This is a genomic window from Anaerococcoides asporogena, assembly GCF_029590275.1.
GTDB lineage: Bacteria > Bacillota > Clostridia > Clostridiales > Clostridiaceae > JG1575.
Map to the genome: position 1 here is coordinate 601,802 of NZ_CP120965.1, position 25,108 is coordinate 626,909.

Consider the following 25,108-nt stretch of genomic DNA (forward strand, 5'->3'; position numbering starts at 1 on the left):
AGCTTAGCCAAGCCAAAGCCAAGCCAAAGCCAAGCCAAAGCCAAGCCAAAGCCAAGCCAGAAGGAGCTGCTGCTCGCCCGGACATCCCGGGGAGCGGCAGCTCCTTCTGGCATATTATTGATTCAATCCAATCCAATCTCCACCGTGTCCTGAATGGGTGCAGTCGGTTCTGTCCGATATTCCATGGGGGTGTAGCTGGCCATCTCATGGGCGGAGCGGTAGGCCGGCCGGATGATGCGCTTGCCGTTGACCAGCTCTTCGATCCGGTGGGCGCACCAGCCGGTGATGCGGGCGATGGCGAAGAGGGGGGTAAACAGGTCCTTGGGTATATCCAGCATGTCATAGACCAGACCGGAATACAGATCCACATTGGCGCACAGGGAGATGCTCCGTCCGCTTCGTTCGAATACCAGGGGGATGCCCAGGCGTTCCACGCTTTCGATGAGTTCCAGGTCCTGGATGCGGCCCTTGGCCTGGGCCATGCTGCGGGCATATTTTTTGATGGCAACGGCCCGGGGGTCGGTGATGGTATAGACCGCGTGACCCAGTCCGTAGATCTTGCCGGACCGGTCTCCGGCCTGGCCGGCCAGGAGCTTGGCCAGATAGGAGCGCAGCTGGGCGTCATCGGTTGGATCCTGGACCTCTGCCTTTATGAAGTCCATCATCTGGGTGACTTTCGCGTTCGCGCCGCCGTGGAGCGGCCCTTTCAGCGAGCCGATGGCAGCGGCGATGGCGCTGTAGGTGTCGGTTCCGCTGCTGGAGACGGTGCGGCAGGCGAAGGCGGAGTTGTTTCCGCCGCCGTGCTCGGCGTGCAGGATGAACATGAGGTCCAGCAGTTTGGCTTCCTCATCGGTGTAGACTTTGTCCCGACGGATCATCCGCAGGAAATTCTCAGCCACCGACAGGTTCTCCTTGGGATGGTGGATATAGAGGGAATGCCCTTCAAACACGTGCCGCTTGACGGCATAGGCGTTGGCTACAATGGAAGGAAACCGTCCGACCAGTTCGATGGACTGGCGCATGACGTTCTCCAGGGACGTATCATCCGGGTTGTCATCGTAGGAATACAGGGCCAGAACACTGCGCTCGAGTTTGTTCATAATATCCTTGGAGGGGGCTTTTAGAATCATGTCCTCAAAGAACCGGTCCGGCAGCTTATGTGTCCGGCACAGGATTTCCCGGAAGCAGTCGTATTCAGATTTGGCGGGAAGCTTGCCAAAGAGCAGCAGGTAGGCCACCTCTTCGTAGCCGAAACTGTTCTCGCGCTGATGGCTCTCCGCGATATCCATCACGTTGATGCCCCGGTAGTAGAGTTCCCCCGGGATCGCAACTCGTTCGCCGTCGCGGATATAGTAGCCCTGGACGCTGCCGATCTTGCTGACGCCGGCCATGACGCCGGTGCCGTCCGCGTTGCGCAGGCCGCGCTTGACCATGTCCCCTTCAAAATAATGGGAGTCGATGCTGTATTCTTTCTGCAGATCCCCGCACAGTGAAGTGAGGGTGCCGTTGATGGCGCACTGATTCAGATTCATTTGTTTCCCCGCCCTTTACAGGATTTTTCTGTAGTATACCGAAACTGAAAGGTTTTTGCAAGTTAAAAGTCAGATGATTTCATTTTGAAGGATTTTTTAGGGGGATAAATGATTGAATGTCATCCAAAATGAAATTTAGGAACATCAGATATTGCAATATTCGATGAAAATGGTATACTGAAAAAAATCCTAACTAAAGATGAGGTGGACCCATGATCAGACTGACCGACGCACCGGTGATGCTCCGGGGGGGAGTACCCCAGTTGACGACGGGGCTCGATGCCGCAGCCTCCCGCAATCATACCATTGCCTATACGATTCTTAACGCCCATGACTCTTGCCAGGAGGCAGGGCGTCTGTCGCTGCGCTTTGACCGTCTGATCTCCCATGACATTACCTATGTCGGGATAATTCAAACGGCCATGGCCAGCGGGCTGAAGCAGTTCCCGATGCCCTATGTCCTGACCAACTGCCACAACAGCCTGTGCGCCGTGGGCGGCACCATCAACGAGGATGACCATGCCTTCGGGCTGGCGGCAGCGCAGAAGTTCGGCGGCATCTATGTGCCGGCCAATCTGGCTGTCATTCATCAGTATGCCCGGGAAGAGCTGGCCGCCTGCGGCCGGATGATTCTGGGCTCGGACAGCCATACCCGGTTTGGCCCCCTGGGCACCATGGGGGTGGGGGAGGGCGGACCGGAACTGGTCAAGCAGCTGCTGGGCAGTACCTGGGACAGCACGGCGCCGGAAGTCATTCTGGTCTGGCTCACGGGAAAGCCCAGGCCGGGGGTGGGCCCGCATGATGTTGCCATTGCTCTGACCGGAGCGGTTTACGGCAACGGCTTTGTCAAAAACAAGGTGATGGAATTCGCCGGTCCGGGGGTTGCCGGTTTATCTGTAGACTTCCGCCTGGGCATTGATGTCATGACTACGGAGGCAGCCTGCCTGTCCTCCATCTGGCAGACCGATGAGGTCATCCGTGATTTCTACGCCGTCCACGGCCGGCCGGCGGACTACCGCGAGCTGACGCCCGGGGAGGGGGCCCGGTACGATGGGCTCATTGAGATTGATCTGGATCAGATCGAACCCATGGCGGCCCTGCCGTTCCATCCATCCCGGGCGGTAGCCCTGCGCGAGCTCATCGCCAATCCGGGTGACATTCTGCGGCAGGTGGAGCGCACTGCCCAGGAGGAATTTGGAGCCCGTCTGGACTTTCGTCTGACCGATAAGATAAGAGGCGGCAAACTGATGGTGGATCAGGGCATTATTGCCGGCTGCGCCGGCGGCATGTTCGAGAATATGGCGGCGGCCAGTGCCATTCTGGGCGAGGCTGGCACCGGCACCGGACCGTTCTCGCTGTCGGTTTATCCCTCCAGCGTACCGGTGAATCTGGAACTGCTGGGCGCCGGCATTGCCGCGAAGTTCATGGAAGCCGGCGTATTGATGAAGAGCGCTTTCTGCGGCCCCTGCTTTGGGGCGGGCGATGTGCCTTCCCACAACGGGCTGTCCATCCGCCATACCACCAGAAACTTCCCCAGCCGGGAAGGTTCCCGCCCGGGAGACGGCCAGCTGGCCTCCGTCATTCTGATGGATGCGCGGTCCATCGCGGCCACCGCCCGCCATCAGGGCGTCCTGACCTCGGCCCTGGGTCTGGAATACGAGGATGAATCCAGCCTGCCCCGGTCCTATGACGCCACGCCTTACCGGAATCGGGTGTATCAGGGCTTTGGCCGGCCCCGTCCGGAGACGATCCTGCCATACGGACCCAACATCGCGCCCTGGCCGGCGATTCCGTCTCTGGCCGACCATCTGCTGCTGCGCCTGACCGCGGTGATTCATGATCCGGTCACCACCACCGATGAGCTGATTCCTTCGGGAGAAACTTCGAGCTACCGGTCCAATCCGATGAAACTGGCCTCTTTTACCCTCAGCCGCCGGGAACCGGCCTATGTAGGGCGCTGTCAGGCGGTTCAGCATCTGGAGAAGCAGCGCCGCAGCGGAGAGGTACCGACGGAAGTCAACAGCGTCCTGGAGCGGCTGGGCAGCCAGGCGGCGGACCTTTCCGACACCATGATCGGGTCGGTGCTGTTTTGCGAAAGCCCGGGGGATGGTTCAGCCCGGGAGCAGGCAGCCTCCTGCCAGCGGGTGCTGGGGGGTCTGGCCAACATCTGCCGGACCTATGCCACGAAACGCTATCGCTCCAACTGTGTCAACTGGGGCATGCTCCCCTTTACCATTGCGCCTGATACGGCCTTTGACTATGCCCCCGGGGACTGGGTGTATGTGCCCGGCATCCGGGAAGCCGTGCAAAGCGGAGCAGACCGGGTCCAGGGGTGGGTTGTGACCGATGCAGACGTCCAGCCCATGGAACTGCTGCTGACCGGCTTCAGTCCGGCCGAACGGGAGCTGGTGCTGGCCGGCTGCCTGATGAACTGGTACGCCCAAAACGCTGCGCCGGCGGGAGGAGAGAAAAGATGACCGGAAAAATTCAGATGACCGTCCCTTTAGTGGAGCTGGACGGCGACGAAATGACCCGGGTGCTCTGGCAGATGGTGAAGACCGAGCTGCTGGAGCCGTTCCTGGAACTGAAAACCGAGTATTATGATCTGGGCCTGCCCCGGCGCGAGCAGACCGGGGATGCCATCACCAGTGAGGCGGCCCATGCCATCAGGCGGCACGGGGTCGGCGTCAAGTGCGCCACCATCACGCCCAATGCCCAGCGCATGGAGGAGTACGGACTGAGCCGGATGTGGCGCAGTCCCAACGGAACCATCCGGGCCATTCTGGACGGGACGGTGTTCCGCCAGCCCATCCTGACCAAGGTCATCCGACCCTATATCCCGCACTGGACAAAGCCCATCACCATCGCCCGCCACAGCTACGGAGACATCTACCGCGACACCGAGTACCGGGTAAGCGGACCGGGGAAAGCGGAGCTTCTGTTCACCGGTCAGAACGGTGAGACGTTCCGGGAAACCATCCATAACTTTGAAGGACCGGGAATTCTCCAGGGCTGCTTCAACAAGGATGATTCCATCGAGCATTTCGCCGCTGCCTGTTTTGAATATGCCCTGGCCACCCGACAGGACCTGTGGTTCTCGGCCAAGGACACCATCATGAAACAGTATGACGGACGGTTCAAGGAAGTCTTCCAGGACCTCTACGACTCGACCTACCGCGCGGCCTTTGCGCAGGCCGGAATTACCTACTTCTATACCCTGATCGATGACGCCGTAGCCCGCATTCTGCGCTCCCAGGGCGGCATGGTCTGGGCACTGAAGAACTATGACGGCGATGTCATGAGCGACCTGGTGTCCACCGCCTTCGGTTCCCTGGCCATGATGACTTCCGTACTGGTCAGCGCGGACGGCTGCTATGAATTCGAAGCCGCTCACGGCACCATTACCCAGCATTACTACCGGCACCGGAAGGGCGAGAAGACCTCCTCCAACCCGGTGGCCACGATCTTCGCCTGGAGCGGCGCACTGCGCCAGCGCGGCAAGCTCGATGGCAATGCGCCGCTCATCCGCTTCGCGGACGCCCTGGAGCAGGCGACGCTGGAAACCATTGAATCCGGCACCATGACCGCCGATCTGGCTCATCTGAGCACCCGACCGGCTCACTCCGTCGACAGCGAAACGTTCCTGAGAGCGATCCGAACGGCCCTGACCGACAAGCTGCAGTAAGTCGCCAGTCCCGAACCGTTTGGACAAAAATAAAGAGATGGATTGATACCAAAATCAAACACGGTATGAAAAAGGAGTCGCTCCCCGGTGGGAAGCGGCTCCTTTTTCATACTTCATGGGATTTTTTGTTTCAACATGTGGCTCTCTCGAATCACGGAAATCGGTATTCCTGTATCGCCGTATTTCAGTATTTCGCTGTTAAAATGGATCCCTTGTGGGAACGAAGGGAACAGGCTGCCCAGTATCCGGATGGTCAGCTTGCAGGCTCGAATCAGGATGTCCGGTTCTTTTCCCGGGCCAGGATTTCTGTGAACTCCCGGGTGTAGGAAATGACCAGGGGGTACAGGAAGATGAGGGCAATCAGATTGGGGATTACGAGCAGACCCAGAGCGGTATCCTGAATGTACCAGACCAGGTCGATGGTGCTGACTGCTCCCAGGATGCTGAAAAAAGGAAAAATGTACTTAAAATTGACTGCCTTGCGGTTTCCCGCAAAGTAGGAAATGGCGACATATCCGAAGTACCACTGGGCGGTCAGTGTGGTGAAGGCGAACAGAACCAGACTGATGCCGACCACGTAGCGCATCAGGGGATGAACGGTGGCAAAGGCGTTGGCGACCATAACCGTGGCCGGGGCACCCGTCGAATAAATCCCGGTGACCAGAAGAACCAGTGCGGTCACCGTGCAGATGACAATGGTATCAATGAAGACTTCTGCGATACCGAACAGTCCCTGGCGGCAGGGGTGATCGGTGATGGCGCCGGAATGCAGAACCGGGGCCGAACCTTCGCCGGCTTCATTGGAATAAAGGCCTCGGGCGACGCCGTAGCGCATGGCCTGTCTGATGGAATAGCCGGCGAACCCGGCGATTCCGGACTGCAGATTGAAGGCCCCGCGAAAGATCAGGAGGAAGGCCTGGGGGACCTGCCGCAGATTCAGCAGAATGACAATCAGAGCTCCGATCAGATAAATAGCGACCATGACAGGAACCAGATTCTGGGCAAAGCTGCTTAATCGTTTGATGCCGCCGACCACCACCAGAAACAAGGCGATGAAAATGAGGATGCTGGAGAATTGCCTGGGAACCTGGAACATATTGAGGAGTACGCCGGAGATGGCATTGGACTGGATCAGGTTGCCGCTGATGATCTGAATCGTCATGAAAATGGCTGTCAGAAAGGCCAGTTTCGGAAGTTTCAGCCCGTCGCGGATATAATACATCGGTCCCCCGACATAGACGCCGGCTTCATCCTTCGTCCGAAAATGGATCCCCAAAGTGATTTCAGCAAATTTGGTGGCCATGCCGACCAAGGCAGCCACCCACATCCAGAATACAGCCCCGGGACCACCGGAGATCAGCGCCGTGGATACACCGATGATATTGCCGGACCCGACACAGCTGGCCAGCGCGGTGGCCAGTGCCTGGAATGGCTTGATTGTACCGGTGCCCTGGGAAGTTGTACCATTTTTGCTGTAGGGTTTAATGATGGATTCATTGATGGCGTAGCCAAACAGCCTGAACTGGATGAAGCGGGTTCCCACAGTGTAAAGCAGGCCGACTCCGATCAGGACGTACAGCAGCCAGTCTCCCCAAAGGGATCCTGAGATGGACTCGAAAAAACGTTCCAGATGATCCATGGTGAATTCCTCCGTTGCCAATGCGGCAAAATGATTCGATCAGTTCAATTCTGATATCTGTTCCCCTTGTAAAGGAAGGATCCGGTCAGACCTTCGCCTGTCACAGATTTGTCTACCGGTATTTCTTTCCGTTACAAAGGATGGTAGTATAAAATCAGATTAAACTGAACACAAAAACACATAGAAGCCATACAAGACCAATATTTCGGTTGGACTAAAACCAAGGTTCTTCATAATTGTTATGAAGTTTGTGTTAATTTGTGTGATTCTATGGGTTATTATAGCAGAGATGATTACGATTTCGTAGTATCTTTTAGAAAAAAGGGGAATGGATATGTTAGCTGAAGAGCGCTACAAGATGATATTGGAACAGCTCAATCGAGAGGGAACCGTCCGGGTGGCGGATCTGGTCCGTCAGTTCAATGTTTCAACCGAGACAATTCGGCGTGATCTGGAGTATCTGGAAAGCAAAAAATTATTGAACCGCGTGTACGGCGGAGCTGTTTCAAATCAGCATGGGTCAGTGGACGGTTCAGAACGAACGACCTATGTCGCGTTGAAATCCCGGATTGACGAACAGATCGAGGAAAAGAGAAAGATTGCCAGAACAGCGCTTTCTCTGATCTCAGAGAATGACTCTATCGCCCTGGATTCAGGGACAACGACCCTGGAGCTGGCAAGACTGTTGAAAGATCATTTCAAGAAGCTGACGGTCCTGACAAATTCCCTGATGGTGCTGAACGAGCTGTCCGGTGTTGATTCTTATACGGTCATTTCAACCGGCGGCATCTTAAAGACAGATGAACTGTCACTCATCGGAGATACGGCACTCGCTACCATAGAGAATTTCAACATCGACAAAGCGTTCCTGAGTGTGTCGGGGATATCCTCGAAAAGCGGGCTGACCGACTGGCGCATGGATGAAATCAGAATTCAGCAAAAGATGATCGCTGTTTCACAGAAGGTAGTTGTCCTGGCAGATCAGACAAAATTTAAAACAACTTCGCTGCTTCGTATCTGTGATATTTCCAGAATCCATGCCATAGTAACAGATCAGCCCCTGGATGAGACGATTCTGCGGGACTACCAGTCCCAGAAGGTTGCCATCTATTCGTGATGAGTTCCAGGCTCTCCGGGAAATGAATCGTCAAAATTCAGGGGCTGTCTCCAATTGCAGTTTCCTCACGACGTTCACAGACACGTTTACTCAGAGACCTCCCCTCAGAGATCTCCACTCAGAGAGACTCCTTCAGAGGCTTTCTCGCACAGTCTGTTCCAGAGCACCGTTCCTTCACCTGAAAACTCTGGAACCACTTCAGATGTCATGGGAAGTTATAAAATAAGAACTAAACCTGTCTTCGGACAGGTTTTTTTGGTTTTATAGGTTTGCCTGCTATCTATTCTGTTGGATCGAGCTGAAAGGATGAATATCCGATGAAGGATGAAGTACACAAAATAATATTATAAACACACAAAGATACACATAAATGCTTGACATCGCAAATTCGTTTTCATATACTTGAACCAAGAATTCAAGATTAATGAAAAGCGGGATGGATTATGAGCAAATGTATCAAACCAAGTGTACTCCTGGTGTCGATTGATGCCGTGGGGTTCGATCTGGCCCTGAACCCGGAACAGCATGGGATTCGGCTGCCGAACCTGCAGCGATTCCTGACCGAGGGAGCTTACTCGGAATGCGGTGTCAATCCGATCTTTCCTTCACTGACTTACTGCTGTCACCAGTCCATTATCACGGGAACTCACCCGGCCACACACGGCACCTATGCCAACAAGTATTTTGACCCGACAGGGCGCTATGCGGATGCCTGGTACTGGTATGCCAGCTCCGAAGTTCCGACCTTGTGGTCGATGGCTAAGCAGCAGGGGTATCTGTCCGTGAATGTCGGTTTTCCAACCGGGGTGCTGGCCGATATGGATCTGAACATCCCGGAAATATGGCGGGATACCACGCAGCTGGACAGCAAGCTCCTGAGCGCAGTCAGTCTGCCTCAGGGACTGGCCCGGGAAGCGGAAGAACAGGTCGGAAGAATCCGCTGCGGGCTGTGGGATATCACCGATGATGCCACCAAGCTCGAAACCTGCCTCTGGATGCTGGATGAAAAGATCAAGCCCAGACTGGAACAACAGCCGTTCTTTATGACGACGTATTTTGCCGCCTATGACGACATTGCGCACCACGTCGGTACGTTTGGCAGGGAAGCGCTGCAATATCTGGAGAAAACCGATGAGTACCTGGGCATTCTGGTGGACAAGGCGATGGAGCTGACCGGAGGCAACCTGGTAATTTGTGTCATCTCTGATCATGGAATGACGGACAATGTCTGTGACATCCGGCCCAATACGGTCTTCTTTCAAAATGACTATCTGTCCATTGATGAAAAGGGAAAAATTTCGGACTGGAAGGTGTATGCCCAGCGGGGAGGGGGCGCGGCCAACATTCAGTTGAAAGACAAGTCAGACCATGGTTTGCGGGAAGGGGTTTATCAGCTATTAAAGGATCTGAAGCAGAAATATCCCGAGTTGATTGACGAGGTAATGACGGGGGAACAGGCCAAGGAGCAGCGCAGAGGCTACGCGGAGGCGGACTTCGTGCTGACAACGAAAATCGGAGTCGAAGTACGGGAAGAATGGGACGGAGACTTCCTTCAAAAAATACCGTCGCAGAAAGCGCAGCATGGCTATCATGAACATCTGAAAGACATGCGATCCATGTTCCTGATCCAGGGACCGGGCATTGCCAAAGGCAGAAAGTTAGGGAACTTCAGCATTGTTGATATCGCGCCTAGTCTGGCCGGCATCATGGGTTTTGAAATGGAAACATCAGAAGGGAAAAATGTATTATAACCGGGGGGTTATCAGAAATGGAAAATGTAGTGAACAGTAAAAAAGCAGGCCTTGCCAAAAGCAACAAGTGGTTCGTTCTCATCGTGCTGATTCTTGGCGGCGGCACGATCTTCAAACTGAGTTCTCTCAAAGACGCGTTCTATCTGCCGATGCAGACCTACTTCGGCCTCAACCATACACAGATTGGACTGGGTCTGTCCGTCTATGCCATCATCCAGACCATCGGATATACCTTTTCGATCTATATTGCCGATCGCTTTTCCAAGAGATTCCTGATTCCGGGATCGCTGATCGGAACAGGACTCATCGGACTGTATCTGGCGACGTTCCCGGGTTACTATGGTTACCTGGCCTCTTTTGGAGCCCTGGCGATCTTTGGGGAGGTAACATACTGGCCGGTCCTGCTCAAAGCAGTTCGGCTACTGGGCAGCTCGGATGAACAGGGTCGACTGTTCGGATTCCTCGAAGCCGGACGAGGTATCGTGGATACCATTGTAGCTTTCTCTGCTCTGGCAATTTTCGCGGCATTGGGTGCGGCCAAAACCGGATTCCGTTCCGCCATTCTGTTCTATTCAGTGATAGTCATGGTGGTAGGCGTTGTATCCTTTTTCCTGATTGAGGATGACAAAATCCGTGACACCGACCATGCGGGCCGTGTCGTCGGAAAGAACAAAGTGGCTTTCGAAGGAATGATGCGGGCTGTTAAATCTCCCGAAATCTGGGCAGCTGCCTTTACGGTTTTCTCCGTCTATTCCATCTATGCGGGTTTAACTTCCTTCATTCCTTTCCTCAGCGAAATCTATGGACTTCCGGTGACTCTGGTGGGAGCCTATGGCATCATCAACCAATACGGCCTGAAGATGATCGGGGGACCGGCCGGCGGATTTTTGGCGGACAAAGTAGTCAAGTCCGCTTCCCGTTATCTGCGGTACGGATTTATCGCCGCGGCACTTGCCATGACCGGATTCATCATGCTGCCTCACGAGAGCATGAATGTGTATCTGGGCATGACGGCCACTCTGAGCTTTGGAGCCATCATCTTTTCGATGCGCGCCGTCTTCTTCGCACCAATGGACGAAGTCAAAGTACCCCGTGAAATCACCGGTGCAGCGATGTCCATCGGATCGCTGATCGGTTACTTCCCCTCCGTCTTTGCGTATACCATGTACGGCAGCATGCTGGACAAGAATCCGGGCATAACCGGCTACCGCAATGTGTTCATGACCATGACGGGATTTGCCGTGCTGGGCATTGTCATCAGCAGCATCCTGATCTGGTTCGTCAAGAAGAAACAAAACCAGGCAACCGTATCATAAGCCTGGCATAACTCACCGATCCGGCACGATGTATCTTCCCCGGCACAGGGATCCCTCAGGGGGCTCCCTAAGGGTGATTCCACAGGTTGATCCTCCAGATGCATAGGATAAACGCATCAATTAGCCTTCATTTTAACCGACAAATGACTTCCCCTTGTTATTTGTCGGTTTTTAGCGCATAATTGTATTACATACTATGTAATACAAAAGGCGGTGAAGGAATGGCTGATTATCCCGATTGGGTGCTTAAACATAAGAAACCAGGTACCTACATCAACGTCGTCAAAGGTAAGTACTATCTGTATGCTGCCCATTCGGAGCGGATCAAAGGCACAGACAAAGTTCGCCGGGTCAGTGATGGTTATCTGGGTCGGATCACTGAGAAAGATGGCTTGATCCCGCCCAAGGACAAAGTGAATGAGCCACCGGTTGTTTTGGAGTTTGGCATGTCCACAACGGTTCTTACCATCTGCGAGAACATCCACAAAGGCCTGCGCCGTACTTTCACCAAAGCTGGTGACCTGGTCATGGCAGCATCCATCCTCTCGTTTTTGTATGGAACTTACGACTCTCTTCTGTTCAAACAATCCTATCTATCCAGGCGCTTCCCAGACCTTGATTTTGACGCGGTTCTGACCAAGCCCCAAGAGTTTGGGATCCAGCGGAGTCAATTGATGATCCGGGACACGATGGCTAGACACTTTGGTGAGGATCTTCCAACCGTGATGCTCCTTTTTCCTCTGGTCTACATGGTCAGCATCAATGACCGGATTTACCGTTCCGCGGAACCCGAGGTCACCAGACAACTACGATTGAAATATAACTTGAAGTGGGAGAACCAGCTATGAGCAAGATTTGCAGACCCATCCTGGAATACCGGGAAGTCATCAAAGCCACCGGCATAACCATTGACGAGTACACCCCTCCCCAAAAGATCATGAAGCGGTTTATTCGCCTGTTCCGGGAGATCGAAGATGTCAGGATCCAGGCGATGACCGACTACCCGCTCGAGGAGATCCTGGTGATCGCCTTTCTGGCGGTGCTTGGCAATGCCTCGAGTTGGAATGAGATCGAGCGGTTTGGCAATGCCAAGCACAAGTGGCTGAAAAAATTCCTGAAGCTGAACAATGGGATTCCTTCTCATGACACGTTTCGCCGGGTCTTCTCACTGATTGCCTCGGAGCAGCTGGAAAAGGCTACTGTACTGTTTCTAATGGAGAATATGGCTGTCCTCAGGAAGTCTTTGGGCATCAAATCATCGGTACGTCAACTGTGCATTGATGGGAAAGAAGAACGCGGTACGGGACGCAAAGCCGGTACTGATCAGGAGATCCGTAATCTGCAGACTCTGCATATCTACGATGCCTCCAATGGCGTCTGCATAGTCTCTCATCAGATCGACAGCAAAACCAATGAGATCCCCGCTGCCCAGGAAGCACTCAAAATGCTCCAACTCAAAAATGCCATCGTCACCTTTGATGCTCTGCACACGCAGACCAAAACCATCGGAATCATCATGGAGCGAGGCGGAAACTATGTTGGTGCCCTGAAGGGTAATCAGGGAAAATTGGCACTGGCTGCCGCTGAATCCTTCACGGAGAAGAATAAAGTCAGAATTCGAAAAGCTGGAAAGAATTATTTCGAGACCACTGAAAAATCTCACAGTCAGATTGAAACCAGGCAGTTCTATATGACCAAGGCCATTGATCTGGATAAGGAGTGGCAGGGGCTTCGTAATTTCATCTGTTACGAGAAAAGGATATTCAGCACAATAACCGGCAAAGAGAGCACTGAAATCCGATACTATATCACCAGTCTCAATGATGTTGAACTCGGCGGAGACGCGATCCGGGGGCATTGGAGTGTGGAAAACCAGCTGCACTGGCATCTGGACTATACCTTCCACGAAGACGACAACACGACAGTGGATCGACAGGCGTTCACCAATTTGAGCATCCTCAATAAGATGGCCTTGTCCCTGTTCAAACTGGTCCAGCCACTGATGAAAAAGAACAGCAGTATCCGGCTGATCCGGAAGGATTTCTCCTGGGGATTCGAAGATAATCTGGCTAAGCTGCTCAATTCCTTTGACGAGAATGTCTTGAAAAACGCTTTAGAAAATGCAAATTTGAATAAAAAATAGGGATCTTGGAGAAAACGACAAAAACCTTGGGGAAAGTGCGCTCCAAAATCACCTTTCAAGCTGAAACTGTCCCCTGGCCTGTAATGGCCAGGGGACAGTTTCCTTTAAGGTTATGTTGTTTGAATTGATGCGTTTGTCCTACCAGATGCATCCCTTTAGGTGACCCTTTAAGGTGACCCTTTAAGGTGACCCTTTAAGGTGATCGTTGTGATGAGAAAAGATCGTTCCAGGAAAATCATCGTGAGTCTGATTGAAGTCAGAGTCAGTTCGATGGAGGAACGGATCCGGAAAGAATCTGAGACAGAAAAGCGGCATCGAAGGGAATCGTACCGTAGAAAAAGGTCAAAAAAGCAGTACTGAAAGATGGTATTAATAGAAGCTGCTCAGACAAAAGGAAGCTGCTCAGACAAAAAGAAAGAGGTTGCACAGACAGAGATAAAGAAGCTGCTCTTTCAGAAAAATAGAAAACTGCAATTTGGGCAATGCATCGTGAGTGTATGTTTGTGCCATTGGATGCTGCAGGAACCAAATCAATGGAAAGAGAAAAAGGGCTGCTCGGGAGAGCGGCCCTTTTTCATAGTAGCTGATTTTATATTTTTCAGTCTGCTGCCGCAGGATGACCCTGTGACTTGAGAACTCTACTCCAACGTGGTGATGATCCCCTGCTGGATTACCTTGTCATATTGTTCCTGAAACATCTTTTGGGCTCCCGGGCCAAAAGTGACCGACATCGGGTTCATGAAACTGTCATAGATAATCTTGCCTTTAAAGGGAAGCAGGACGGTATCGACCATGATGGGAAGCTTTTGGAGCAGCACGGTAGAAACCGGCTGACTGATGCCCACGACACCATACAGGACATCCTTCGCTTTCTCGTTAGAGCCGAGCAGTACGGCGTAGTTTTCTTCATATCGCATCACTAAGAACTTGTTTTTTATATGATTTGATTTCCAAAGCTTCAGGATTTCGACGTGCTCCTTAGGCAGATCGGCAGCTTTGATGTAATCATCAATCAGTTCGGGGTGTTCCCAGAGAAGAGTCCGGAGCTTATAGATTTCCAGGTTCGAGTTGGCTGAGTATTCCAGATCATACTCGGGGGCATCCGGACCGAAGAAGTTGATGAAGGAGATCAGGCCAAACCAGATCTGAAAGAATTCACGGGCGTCGGCTTGTTGGAGCTGGGCAGTTTTCAGGTCCTCTGTTCTGGCGCAGCAGCGCTTGTATTTTTTGCCGCTGCCGCACGGGCAGGGATCATTCCGACCGATCTTTTTCGGTTTTGCCACAATCGGAGTATGATCATCCTCCTGCTTCATCAGGTGGAACAGTTCCTCGGGGGAATGGCCCTTATTCTCCCAGATTCGGGTATTGTTTTTTGTATCCATCATCAATTGGAAGAATGTTTCCAGGTTTTTTTCCGAGAAGTTCAGATCATAGACGGACATTAACACGTCCAAAGAGCTGATTGGTCCGAAAATGCAGCGGTCCAGCAGGAATAAGAAGTCGGGGGCTTGCGTGACCTGGCCAAACAGCCGCTTTAAGAAGCGGTAAAGCTCCTGGATCTGAGGGCCGATCCGATGGTCATCATCCACAAACCGGAGAAATTCCTCCTTCTCCGGAATATAGCGGGGTTTCTGGCCCTGTTCCACCAGCAGTTGGGTCACCTCATCGAAATCCTCCAGGAAGGAGGCGTCAACCAGATACTGCTGGTAGAAAAGATAGGGAGCGTTCTTGTGGATCAGGGGAAGGAGCAGCCGGTAGATCTCCTCTCCACTGGTTTGGGTCTCATTCTGGCTGTTGATAATATCAGCCAGTTCATCCCGATCGATCACGCCATACAGATTCACCGCCGCCCGGGCATAGGTGTCCAGAAGCGTCCGCCAGGGACCCTTCCCATAGGGACAGCGTACAATGTCAGAAGTGGGGTTGTATTTTTCAAACAGTCTGGTTGCTTTCTCAGCCTTCATGGTTCATCTCTCCAATCGTCCTGCAGTCAGTGGGACATCGCACCACTCAGTTCCGATGTTCCGTGTACAGGTGAATGCTCAAGTCAATTATAACCCAAATAGCCGCATGGGAGAAACGGATGATCCGGTCAGAAGACAGGGGGAATTAAGTCATTGGTTTTGGACGTCTCCTGTCGGAGACTGGGGATGCGGATTCCGCTGCCAAAATTGTTCAGGAATTGGTTCGGGGGCGGCAGGAGCGCAACCGTTTTATCGTAGGCTTCAGAGACCTTTTCAGGCCTGGCACAGGAAACGGAACTGTCAAATTCTGCGGAAGAGATCTGCAAGAAGGATAAGGATCTGGAGGCTTTATCTCAAAAACCAAGACTGGGGCTGCTGGATTACTATTTTTTATCAATGGGTGTCTTGTCACCTCCCTTGACAGGTGAAAACCGTCATGTTATAACACTTTACGTCTTAACCCCAGCGAGAATTCAGGCTGGGGCACGAACGATAGTTTACGGGGGAAGCGTATGAATCAGTTGTTGGGAGAAATTGAACGTCTGAAGCAAGAGAAGGACGCGGTTATTTTGGCGCATTACTATGTGGAGGATCGCGTGAAGACGGCCGCTGACTATGTGGGAGATTCCTACTATCTGGCCCGGCTGGCCACGGAGCTGCCGCAGCGGACCATTGTGCTGTGCGGCGTGACGTTCATGGGGGAGAGCGTCAAGCTGCTCAATCCGGACAAAACGGTGCTCATGCCGGATCTGAGCGCCGGCTGTCCCATGGCGGAAATGTATGATCTGGCGGAAATCAGGCGGCTCAAGGGGGAAGTGGCGGATCTGGCGGTGGTCTGCTATGTCAATTCCACCCTGGAGCTGAAAGGTCAGTCCGATGTATGCGTTACCTCCGCCAACGCGGTGAAGGTGGTGCGGGGGATGCCCCAGCGCAACATCTATTTTGTGCCGGATGAGAACCTGGGGGGCTTTGTCGCGCAGCAGGTTCCCGAGAAACAGTTTATCCTGCACAACGGTTCCTGCTGCGTCCATACCGGGATCCGGACGGCGGACCTGGAGCAGGCCAGACGGGACTATCCCAACGCCGAGGTGCTGTCTCATCCGGAGTGCCGGCCGGAGATTCTGGCGCTGTCCGACTATATCGGCAGCACCTCCGGCATTCTGAAGCGGGCCGGGGAAAGCACGGCGTCTGAGCTGATCATCTGTACGGAGATGGGCATTCTGGATGAACTGAAGCGGTCCTGTCCGGACAAGACCTTCGTCTTCCCCGGCGAGCGGGTCTGCGCCAGCATGAAGAAGGTCACACTGGAGAAGATTCGGGAGGTGCTGCGCGGCGGCAGCAATGAAATCAGGATTACGGACGGCAATACGGAGCAGGCGGCAGCTACCCTGGAACGGATGCTGCTTCTGGCGAACTGATTGAAAGAAGGGAATGGAGTGAACAGCAAGGCGGATATTGTAATCGTCGGAAGCGGCGTGGCGGGATTATTTTGCGCCCTGAACCTTCCGGAGCGCTGCCGGGTCGTCATCCTGACTAAGGACCGGCTCGAGCGCAGCGACTCCTACCTGGCCCAGGGCGGAATCTGTGTGGCCCAGGGCGAGTCGGATTACGAGAGTTTTTATGAGGATACGATGCGGGCCGGTCATTATCAGAATGATCCGGCGGCGGTATCCCTGATGATTGAATCCTCCCGGTCGGTGATCGAGGATCTGGTGAGCTTTGGGACGGACTTTGCCCGGCAGGGCGGGAATCTGCTCTGTACCAGGGAAGGGGGGCATTCCCGTCCCCGCATCGTATATCATCAGGACATCACCGGCCGGGAGGTCATGACCCGGCTCATTGCCCGGGTGAAAGAACGGTCCAACATTGAAATCCATGAATATGAAACCATGGTGGACCTGCTGGTGGAGCAGGCGGAGTGCCGGGGCGTCATCAGCCGGGGAACAGACGGCAGGCTGCGCTTGTGGCAGGCAGACTCAACCGTACTGGCCTGCGGCGGTGTCGGCGGGCTGTTTGAGTTCTCCACCAATTACCGGCACATTACCGGGGATGCCATTGCCATCGCTCTGGAACACGGCATCGCCACAGAGCGGGTTGACGCGGTGCAGATGCACCCCACCACGTTCTATGATCCTTCGTCGAGCCGGTGTCTGCTGATTTCCGAGTCCGTCCGGGGCGAGGGGGCGCATCTTCTGAATGAACGGGGCGAGCGCTTTACCGATGAGCTGGCGCCGCGGGACGTTGTCACGGCGGCGATACGGGCGGAGATGGAACGGACGGGGACAGACCACGTCTATCTGGCGATGCAGCATCTGGGGGAAGAGGTGATCCGGTCACATTTCCCCAATATTTACGAATCCTGCCGCCAGCGCGGCATCGATGTGCTGACCCAGCCCATTCCGGTGGTGCCGGCCCAGCACTACCTCATGGGCGGCATCAAGGTGGATCTGGACAGCCAGACCTCCATGGCCCGGCTGTATGCCATCGGCGAAACCAGCTGCAACGGGGTCCACGGAGCCAACCGGCTGGCCAGCAATTCGCTGCTGGAAAGCCTGGTGTTTGCCCGCCGGGCCGCCCGGCGGATCGGGGCAAGTCACAGAACCCAGATAGAGAAGAGGGGCAGCGGCAGTCTGGCGCTGCCGGATTTCGAGAAATATCAGGAGGATTCGCTGATGGAGCGCTATCATCGGACCGTCCGGGAAAAAATGGGGGAGCAGCTTCATGCAATATAGTTTTTCAGGTAGAATCAAGATGGATGAACACATCAGACAGGCCCTGGCGGAGGATATCACCCAGGAGGATCTGAGCACGAACGCTGTGGTGGATCCCGCCCGGCAGGGAACCGTGGAGCTGATCTGCAAGCAGGACGGAGTTCTGGCCGGGATCGAGGTCTTCTGCCGCGTGTTTGCGCTGCTCGATCCGAAGGTGCAGTGCGCCGCTGCAGTCCATGACGGCGAAGCGATCCGGCAGGGGCAGGTGATTGCCCGGATTCAGGGCAGCCTGCGGGCTCTGCTCACCGGGGAGCGCACCGCGCTCAACTACCTGCAGCACATGAGCGGCATCGCAACCTATACCCGGGGTGTGGCCGATGTGCTGGAAGGCACCGGGATCGCGCTGCTGGATACGCGCAAGACGACGCCAACGCTGCGGCTGTTTGACAAGTACGCGGTCAAGGTTGGGGGCGGGAAGAACCACCGCTTCAACCTGTCTGACGGCATCATGTTAAAGGACAACCACATCGCGGCGGCCGGCGGGATCCGTCCGGCGGTGGAGCGGGCTAGGGCCTACGCCTCCCATGTCTACAAAATCGAGGTGGAGGCGGAAACCCTGGACATGGTTCAGGAGGCCGCCGAGGCGGGAGCAGACATCATCATGCTGGACAATATGTCCCCGGAGCTGATGAAGGAAGCCGTCCGGCTCATTGCCGGGCGCGCCGCCACGGAATGCTCCGGCAACGTAACAAAGGAAAATATCGCCCGATACCTGGATCTGGGGATCGACTACATTTCAGTCGGCGCGCTGACGCATTCCGCGCCGATCCTGGATTTTTCGATGAAGAACCTGAGGGCGATCGACTAGAGGAGGAAATTTTATGTCGACCGGGAAATTGAGACGAGACCAGATCATTCAGATGATCCGAAACTCCGAGGAGCCCATCTCCGCATCGACCCTGGCCACCCGCTTTGCGGTGAGCCGTCAGGTCATCGTGCAGGACATTGCGCTCCTGCGGGCAGCCGATTACCAAATTGAATCCACAATCCGCGGCTATCGGATGGACCGGCCGACATCCTGCCGCCGGGTCTTCAAGGTGCACCACAGCGAAGACCATACCAGCAAAGAGCTTCAGACCATCATCGACGGCGGCGGCACCGTGGTTGAAGTCTTTGTGAACCACCGGGTCTACGGCGTGATCCGTACGCCCATGCAGATCCGGTCCCGGCGCGACATTGACCACCTGGTCCATGAAATCTCCTCCGGCAACTCCTCTCTGCTCATGCACATGACCTCGGGCTACCACTTCCACACCGTGGAGGCAGCTTCGGAGGAAATCCTGGACGGCATCGCCGCCCGCCTGAAACAGAACGGCTTCCTGGCACCGGTGCTGGACTATGAGCGTCACCTGCTGGGGGACGATCCGGATCAGACCAGGTAATGCGGCCCGGCAGCTGACCTGAACTGCCGGATCAGACCGGAGCCGTTCGGCACCGGAACTGCCCAGAGCCGGAACTGCCGCTGAATCAGGCTTAATACACCTGGTACCCGATGGCATAATAGTCGCAGGAATCATTACCTGACAATCACATGTAACATGACCTGACAATCACATGTAACATGACCGGACAATCAGATGAATGACAAGAGACAGGCCCTCCGGCGACGAGATTCGCCGGAGGGCCTGTCTACGTTCCGGGGACCAGAAGGTTCCAGCCTTCCGGAGCGACGATGTTCCAATCATCCGGAGCGGCGATGGTTCACCTTTCTGGGCAGGGGATCTGATTGCTGGGATTTTTGGGGGAATTGTATAAAAACACTGTTTGCCAAGATGATAGAAGATCCGGGAGGGCTGTGCTATGCTGAAGGCAAAGAGAAGGATCCGACTGCCCCGGTCGGACCGCCCGGCAGAAGATTTGAGACAAGGTTTCATGAACTGCGATCGGATGATGACACAGGAGGGGCAGGAGATGGAAAATGCCAGGAGGAGCCGAGTTGCCTTCGGGCTTGGAACCGTAGGCCAGGCCATGCTCTCACCGCTGGTGAGCAGGTATTTCCTCTACTATCTGGCGGATGTGCTGGATTTGCCGGATGAAACCATGTGGACCATCACCGGTGTGCTGACGCTGCGTTGGATTTTTGATGCCGTCAATGATCCCCTGAGGAAGGGGCTGGTGGACAATACCCGAGCCTGCTGGGGCAGGTTCAGGCCCTGGCTCGGACCGGATAAACCGGGGCGAGCGTCAGGCTGACTGAGAGGAGGGGAGCTCATCATGCTGAATCAGAATCATACCGTGGGGGATGTTATGGATCAGCCGCTGTTTCAGGATATCCTCCATAAGCTCCTGCTCCAGATGGAAATCAGCCGGCGGTTCCTGGGCCATCCGCTGATCCGGCGGATCCGGCTGTCTCATTTGCCGCGCCTGACCGGGGGGAAGGTGGATGAGGGCTTTGTCGCAACGGTTCTGGAGCTGTTAAACAGCGAGCCGAATGTGCCCGTAATCGGTTCGGGACCGGGCCGGGCGGCCTGGTGGAAGGAAGCGGTTTGCTATCAGATCTACCCTAAAAGCTTCATGGACAGCAATGGCGATGGCGTGGGAGACCTGGGCGGAATTCTCGCGAAACTGGACTATCTGCAGAATCTGGGAGTGGACGCCCTGTGGCTCACTCCGATCTATGACTCCCCGGAGGCGGACAACGGCTACGATATCCGGGACTATCAGGCCATTCTGTCAACTTATGGCACCATGGCGGATTTTGACACGCTGATCCAAGAGCTGCATCGCCGGGGCATGCGGCTGAGCATGGATTTGGTGGTCAATCACACCTCGGATGAGCATCGCTGGTTTCAGGAAGCCATGGGGGATCCCTCCTCACCGAAAGGGGACTATTACTTTTTCCGGGACGACCCCAATAACTGGGTGTCGTTTTTCGGCGGGAGCGCCTGGAAACGAATTCCGCAGCGCGACCAGTGGGTTCTGCATCTGTTCAGTGAGCGTCAGATGGATTTAAACTGGAACAATCCGGCCCTGCGGGAGGAGATCTTCCGGATGGTGCGGAGCTGGCTGGATCGGGGCGTGGACGGCTTCCGGCTGGATGTCATCAACTATATCTCGAAACGGCCAGGTCTGCCGCCGGGCAATGAATGTCTGGCTCACATCTCAGGCTTTCGCGGCTTTGAGCATTATTTCTACGGTCCCAATTTGCATCGGTACCTGCGGGAGCTGCGCCGCCAGGCCTTAGACCCCTATGAGGCATTTTCTGTGGGGGAAACTCCGGGAATCGGCCGGCAGACGGCGAAGCTGCTGACAGCTCCCCCGCGCCGCGAGCTGGACATGATCTTCAACTTTGACCACCTGGAGAATCCGGGAAAGGTTCGAGGGGACGATTACCGGTATGACCTGAATTACTACAAGGAATACATCATCCCCTGGATGGAGGATCCCGGCGGGGTCTGGATATCGCTGTTCTATGAGAATCACGACAATCCACGTATGATCTCCAAAGTGAATCCGGAACCGCAGGTGCGCAAGGTCCTGGCGAAGCTGCTGGCGCTGCTTCAGATGACGCTGCGGGGCACACCCTTCGTGTTCCAGGGTCAGGAACTGGGCCGCGTCAACCAGAACTTTACGTCGATGGACCAGCTGCGCGATGTCGAAAGCCTGAATCTGTACCAAACCTGGAGGAAAACTATGGGGGAAGAGACCGCCCGCCGCAAGATCCTGACGGGTACCCGCGATCATGCCCGGGTGCCCATGGCCTGGAACAGCGATCGCCAGGCCGGTTTCTCCGAGGCGGAGCCCTGGATTGCTCAGGACCAGGACTATCTGACCTGGAATGCCGCAGCGGAGAGTGCTGACCCGAATTCCGTCCTGAATTTCTACCGGCGCCTGATCCGGCTGCGCCGATCGCACCCTGTTCTGGTCTACGGCGAGATCCGGATCCGGTTCAAAAAGACTCGGAACCTGTTCCTGTATCACCGCGTCAGTCCCGAGGAAACCCTGATCGTGGAATGCAATCTCTCGAGCCGTCGGATTCGGCGGCGGATCTCCAGCCGAAGCCGTCATCGCCTGATCTCCAATTATCCGGATTTGCCGCAGGGCTGGCTGCGACCCTATGAAGCCATCCTGTGGAAGCAGGAGACAAAGAGAAAACAATAATCCAATGGAAGATTATCACTATCGTATATAAAAAGATAGTAACTATTAATAGATAATGATGTTTATTCGTATATTAAGTCCGATTTTTCATATCAGCTTTGTATAATATTGTTCACTTGAGTGATAAAATGGAATTAATAACAGGACAGTTCAAACGGAATAACGATTTCAACTGCCGATCACGCACAAACAGGATACCAATTACTCCCGGTGGTCGACAGAGTAACCAATTCGTGCTGAATGTTGTCAGAATAACAAATTACTGCTCAATTTTGACAGGATAATCATTATTGTTAAACCCAACCGAATAACCAACTGAAGTGACTCACTCTCAGTTTCTGCCATTGAGGTGTCTGCCGCTGTCAATGGAGGAAGCTGTGCCGTGAGTCTCTTCTTTTTCGATGGATTTCTGTTTTGACCGAAAGACCTGGGAGGAAGAGTAAAATGGCAAAAAAAGCATTGTGTGTCGGAATCAATGATTATCCCTTTGAGGGCAATGATCTCAAGGGATGCGTCAATGATGCCAGAAGTTGGGCCGCCCTGCTGACGGATCATTTTGGCTTTGCGGCGGCGGATGTTAAGATACTGCTGGATCAGGAAGCAACGAAGGCAGCGATTCTGGCGGAGCTGGATCAGATGATCGAAGACGGCGTCGAGGGAGATACCCTGGTTTTCACCAATTCGTCCCATGGAACCTATGTGGCGGATGAGAGTGGGGAAGAGCAGGACAAATACGACGAAGCGATCTGTCCGTATGACTGTGAGTCGCAGCTGATTCTGGATGATGAGCTTCGGGAGCGGTTCGATCGGCTCAAGCCGGGTGTGCGGATGTTCCTGATTTCGGATTCATGTCACTCCGGGGATCTGCGCAAGGCATTGATCGGGGATACCCTGGATCAGAGGCGCTGCCGGTTCCTGAATCCGGTGTTCCTGAAGCGGGCCACGCTGGACAATCCGTTCCGGGCCAAAGCCAATGGCCGGAAGATCAGCCGGCGGACCAAGGTGCTGGATCTGCTGCTGAGCGGCTGCAAGAGCAGCGAATATTCGTATGATGCCCTGTTTGACGGTGATTACCATGGCGCGATGACTTACTACGCGCTGCAGGCGATGAAGGAAGCGGATTATCAGCTGACGTTCCAGGAGCTGCATAAAAAGGTCAATGCTTCGCTGCGCTCTGCCGGGTATCCTCAGCATCCCCAGCTGGAGGGGAAAACGGTTCTGAAAAAGCAGCAGGTGTTCGAATGAAAGGCAGGAGGGATGAATATGAGGAGAGGGACAAAAGAAGCAGCCGATGAAAAAGAGCGGATCGAGCGGTATGACCGCGTGGTCAGGGCGGCGCAGCGGCGGTATCAGAAACTGGACAAACAGCGGCGGGGCGCGCGCGGTCCCCTGGTGACTCCGGACCGGATGAGGACCCGGCGCAGCATTATCAATCCCTATGACGGGCTGGCCATCGAACGGATCATCAATCAAAGCGATCTGTTTCCGATCTCCCATCTGCAGCTGGGGTTCAATGCCGGGAAGGCGGTCTGCCGGATCTCAGTGAAGGGGCCGGGAGGACGGGTGCTGGGCTACGGCACGGGATTCATGGTATCACCCACCCTGCTTCTGACCAATAACCATGTCCTGAACACGGCGGAGACTGCCCAGTTCAGCCTGGCGGAATTCAACTACGAGGATGACGAGCAGTTCATGCCGCGTCAGTCGGTGAGCTACCGGCTGGATCCGGGGCGGTTCTTCCTCACGGATGAGGCGCTGGATTTCACACTGGTGGCGGTGCAGGAGTCATCCAATACGGTCTGTCCGCTTTCGGATTTCGGCTGCCTGAAGCTGCTGCCTTTTGCCGGGAAGATCCTGGAGGGCGAGTATGTATCGATTATTCAGCATCCCCAGGGCGGACAGAAGGCCGTGACGGTGCGGGAGAACCAGGTGCGGTTCCTGTCGGAGGATTTCATCCATTATGTCACGGATACGGAGCCGGGTTCCTCGGGTTCACCGGTTTTCAATGACCAGTGGATCGTGGTGGCACTGCATCATGCCGGTGTGCCGGATCCGGAGGACCCGTCGAAATGGATAGCCAATGAGGGGGTAAGGATCAGTTCCATCTTCCAGCGGCTGGCAGCCGGAGCCGATGAACTCGGGCCGGATGCAAGAGCCTTATTGCAGGAACTTTTAGGGGGAACCCTGCCGGAATCGCCTCGAGATGATTTCATGCAGATTGGCGAACTGGGCCAGGAGTGGTATGAGAAGGCAACAGGCTATGATCCCGTTTTTCTGGGGGAGGGCTTTGAGGTGCCGCTGCCCGTACTGTCGGAGGAACTCCAGCCTGACATTGCCCGGACCCAGGAGGGGCAGGAAGTGCTCCATTACACGCATTTCTCCATTGTCATGAGTCAGTCCAGAAAACTGGCGTTCTACACCGCTTCGAATATCGACGGGGAACTGCGGCAGAATCTGAAGCGCAGCGGCGACAAATGGTATTATGATCCGAGAATCTCTCAGGAGTTCCAGTGCGGACCGGCCCTCTACAGCAAAAATGAGCTGGACCGCGGCCATCTGGTGCGGCGGCTGGATCCGGTCTGGGGCAGTGATGCGGCCAGCGCCAATGAGGATACCTTCCATTTTACGAACTGCTCGCCGCAGCATAAGAATCTGAATCAGAAAACCTGGCTCAATCTGGAGGACTACATTCTGAACAACGCGGCGACTCACCGGCTGAAAGTGGTGGTCTTCACCGGACCGGTTTTCCGGTCCGATGACATGGTCTACCGCAGAGAATACCGGATTCCGGCTGAGTTCTGGAAAGTCGCTGTCATTGTGCGGGAAGGCCAGGCCCTGTCGGCCACGGCTTACCTGCAGACTCAGAAGAATCTGATCACCGATCTGGAATTTGCCTATGGCGAGTATGAAACGTACCAGGTCCCCATTACCCAGATCGAATCCCTGACCGGCCTTGATTTCGGCACGCTGCGGGACCATGATCCCATCCAGGGACTCGAGGCCAGTGCGTTCCGGGTGGAAGGTCCGGGAAGTCTGCATCTATAGGAAAGAATTGAAGATCGCTCATACCGGCAGATCCCCCAGCCTGA

General features: G+C 54.8%; 19 protein-coding genes. 16 read left to right on the forward strand and 3 right to left on the reverse strand.

What is annotated here, in order from left to right; all coding sequences use genetic code 11:
• Positions 1–122: 122 nt before the first annotated feature.
• Positions 123–1,532 (reverse strand): citrate synthase, encoded by a 1,410-nt coding sequence (locus P6M73_RS02830; RefSeq protein ID WP_277854640.1) that lies wholly within the window; start codon positions 1,530–1,532, stop codon positions 123–125.
• Positions 1,533–1,744: 212 nt separating this feature from the next.
• Here P6M73_RS02830 and P6M73_RS02835 point away from each other — a divergent pair, with 212 nt between their 5' ends.
• Both P6M73_RS02835 and P6M73_RS02840 read left to right on the forward strand, forming a co-directional pair.
• Positions 1,745–4,009: a hydratase gene (locus tag P6M73_RS02835; RefSeq protein WP_277854641.1), complete on the forward strand. Its 2,265-nt coding sequence runs from the start codon at positions 1,745–1,747 to the stop codon at positions 4,007–4,009.
• Complete coding sequence (locus P6M73_RS02840; RefSeq protein WP_277854642.1) at positions 4,006–5,217, forward strand: NADP-dependent isocitrate dehydrogenase; 1,212 nt, start codon at positions 4,006–4,008, stop codon at positions 5,215–5,217. Before P6M73_RS02835 ends, P6M73_RS02840 begins: the two co-directional genes overlap by 4 nt.
• Before the next feature lie 271 nt (positions 5,218–5,488).
• On the opposite strand, the gene P6M73_RS02845 is transcribed toward P6M73_RS02840, so the two are convergent.
• Positions 5,489–6,856, reverse strand: a complete 1,368-nt coding sequence (locus tag P6M73_RS02845; RefSeq protein WP_277854643.1) for an alanine/glycine:cation symporter family protein — start codon at positions 6,854–6,856, stop codon at positions 5,489–5,491.
• A gap of 334 nt (positions 6,857–7,190) precedes the next feature.
• On the opposite strand from P6M73_RS02845, the gene P6M73_RS02850 reads away from it, so the two are divergent.
• From P6M73_RS02850 to P6M73_RS02875, 6 genes are all read left to right on the forward strand, one after another.
• Positions 7,191–7,973 carry a DeoR/GlpR family DNA-binding transcription regulator gene (locus tag P6M73_RS02850; RefSeq protein WP_277854644.1) on the forward strand — a complete coding sequence of 261 codons (783 nt, stop codon included), beginning with the start codon at positions 7,191–7,193 and terminating at the stop codon, positions 7,971–7,973.
• Positions 7,974–8,416: 443 nt separating this feature from the next.
• Positions 8,417–9,724 carry an alkaline phosphatase family protein gene (locus P6M73_RS02855; RefSeq protein WP_277854645.1) on the forward strand — a complete coding sequence of 436 codons (1,308 nt, stop codon included), beginning with the start codon at positions 8,417–8,419 and terminating at the stop codon, positions 9,722–9,724.
• Positions 9,725–9,741: 17 nt separating this feature from the next.
• Positions 9,742–11,040: an MFS transporter gene (locus tag P6M73_RS02860; RefSeq protein ID WP_277854646.1), complete on the forward strand. Its 1,299-nt coding sequence runs from the start codon at positions 9,742–9,744 to the stop codon at positions 11,038–11,040.
• A 221-nt stretch (positions 11,041–11,261) separates the two neighbouring features.
• Positions 11,262–11,888 carry a hypothetical protein gene (locus P6M73_RS02865; RefSeq protein WP_277852792.1) on the forward strand — a complete coding sequence of 209 codons (627 nt, stop codon included), beginning with the start codon at positions 11,262–11,264 and terminating at the stop codon, positions 11,886–11,888.
• Complete coding sequence (locus P6M73_RS02870) at positions 11,885–13,183, forward strand: ISAs1 family transposase (RefSeq protein ID WP_277852793.1); 1,299 nt, start codon at positions 11,885–11,887, stop codon at positions 13,181–13,183. The genes P6M73_RS02865 and P6M73_RS02870 overlap by 4 nt, the downstream gene beginning before the upstream one ends.
• A gap of 363 nt (positions 13,184–13,546) precedes the next feature.
• Positions 13,547–13,816 (forward strand): hypothetical protein, encoded by a 270-nt coding sequence (locus tag P6M73_RS02875; RefSeq protein WP_277854647.1) that lies wholly within the window; start codon positions 13,547–13,549, stop codon positions 13,814–13,816.
• Positions 13,817–13,821: 5 nt separating this feature from the next.
• Here P6M73_RS02875 and P6M73_RS02880 read toward each other — a convergent pair whose 3' ends face one another.
• Positions 13,822–15,147 (reverse strand): YecA family protein, encoded by a 1,326-nt coding sequence (locus P6M73_RS02880; protein WP_277854648.1) that lies wholly within the window; start codon positions 15,145–15,147, stop codon positions 13,822–13,824.
• 512 nt (positions 15,148–15,659) lie between these two features.
• On the opposite strand from P6M73_RS02880, the gene nadA reads away from it, so the two are divergent.
• The 8 genes from nadA (at position 15,660) to P6M73_RS02920 (ending at position 25,064) form a co-directional block, all read left to right on the forward strand.
• Positions 15,660–16,565 (forward strand): quinolinate synthase NadA, encoded by a 906-nt coding sequence (nadA, locus tag P6M73_RS02885; protein WP_277854649.1) that lies wholly within the window; start codon positions 15,660–15,662, stop codon positions 16,563–16,565.
• An 18-nt stretch (positions 16,566–16,583) separates the two neighbouring features.
• On the forward strand, positions 16,584–17,879 hold the full coding sequence (locus P6M73_RS02890; protein WP_277854650.1) for an L-aspartate oxidase: 1,296 nt from the start codon (positions 16,584–16,586) through the stop codon (positions 17,877–17,879).
• Positions 17,869–18,726: a carboxylating nicotinate-nucleotide diphosphorylase gene (nadC, locus tag P6M73_RS02895; protein WP_277854651.1), complete on the forward strand. Its 858-nt coding sequence runs from the start codon at positions 17,869–17,871 to the stop codon at positions 18,724–18,726. The genes P6M73_RS02890 and nadC overlap by 11 nt, the downstream gene beginning before the upstream one ends.
• A 13-nt stretch (positions 18,727–18,739) precedes the next feature.
• Positions 18,740–19,300, forward strand: coding sequence for a transcription repressor NadR (locus P6M73_RS02900; RefSeq protein WP_277854652.1), 561 nt, complete (start codon positions 18,740–18,742; stop codon positions 19,298–19,300).
• Positions 19,301–19,718: 418 nt separating this feature from the next.
• On the forward strand, positions 19,719–20,111 hold the full coding sequence (locus tag P6M73_RS02905) for an MFS transporter (RefSeq protein ID WP_277854653.1): 393 nt from the start codon (positions 19,719–19,721) through the stop codon (positions 20,109–20,111).
• 21 nt (positions 20,112–20,132) lie between these two features.
• On the forward strand, positions 20,133–22,019 hold the full coding sequence (locus tag P6M73_RS02910; RefSeq protein ID WP_277854654.1) for an alpha-glucosidase: 1,887 nt from the start codon (positions 20,133–20,135) through the stop codon (positions 22,017–22,019).
• 444 nt (positions 22,020–22,463) lie between these two features.
• Positions 22,464–23,264 carry a caspase family protein gene (locus P6M73_RS02915; protein WP_277854655.1) on the forward strand — a complete coding sequence of 267 codons (801 nt, stop codon included), beginning with the start codon at positions 22,464–22,466 and terminating at the stop codon, positions 23,262–23,264.
• An 18-nt stretch (positions 23,265–23,282) separates the two neighbouring features.
• On the forward strand, positions 23,283–25,064 hold the full coding sequence (locus P6M73_RS02920) for a DNA/RNA non-specific endonuclease (protein ID WP_277854656.1): 1,782 nt from the start codon (positions 23,283–23,285) through the stop codon (positions 25,062–25,064).
• Positions 25,065–25,108: the final 44 nt, after the last annotated feature.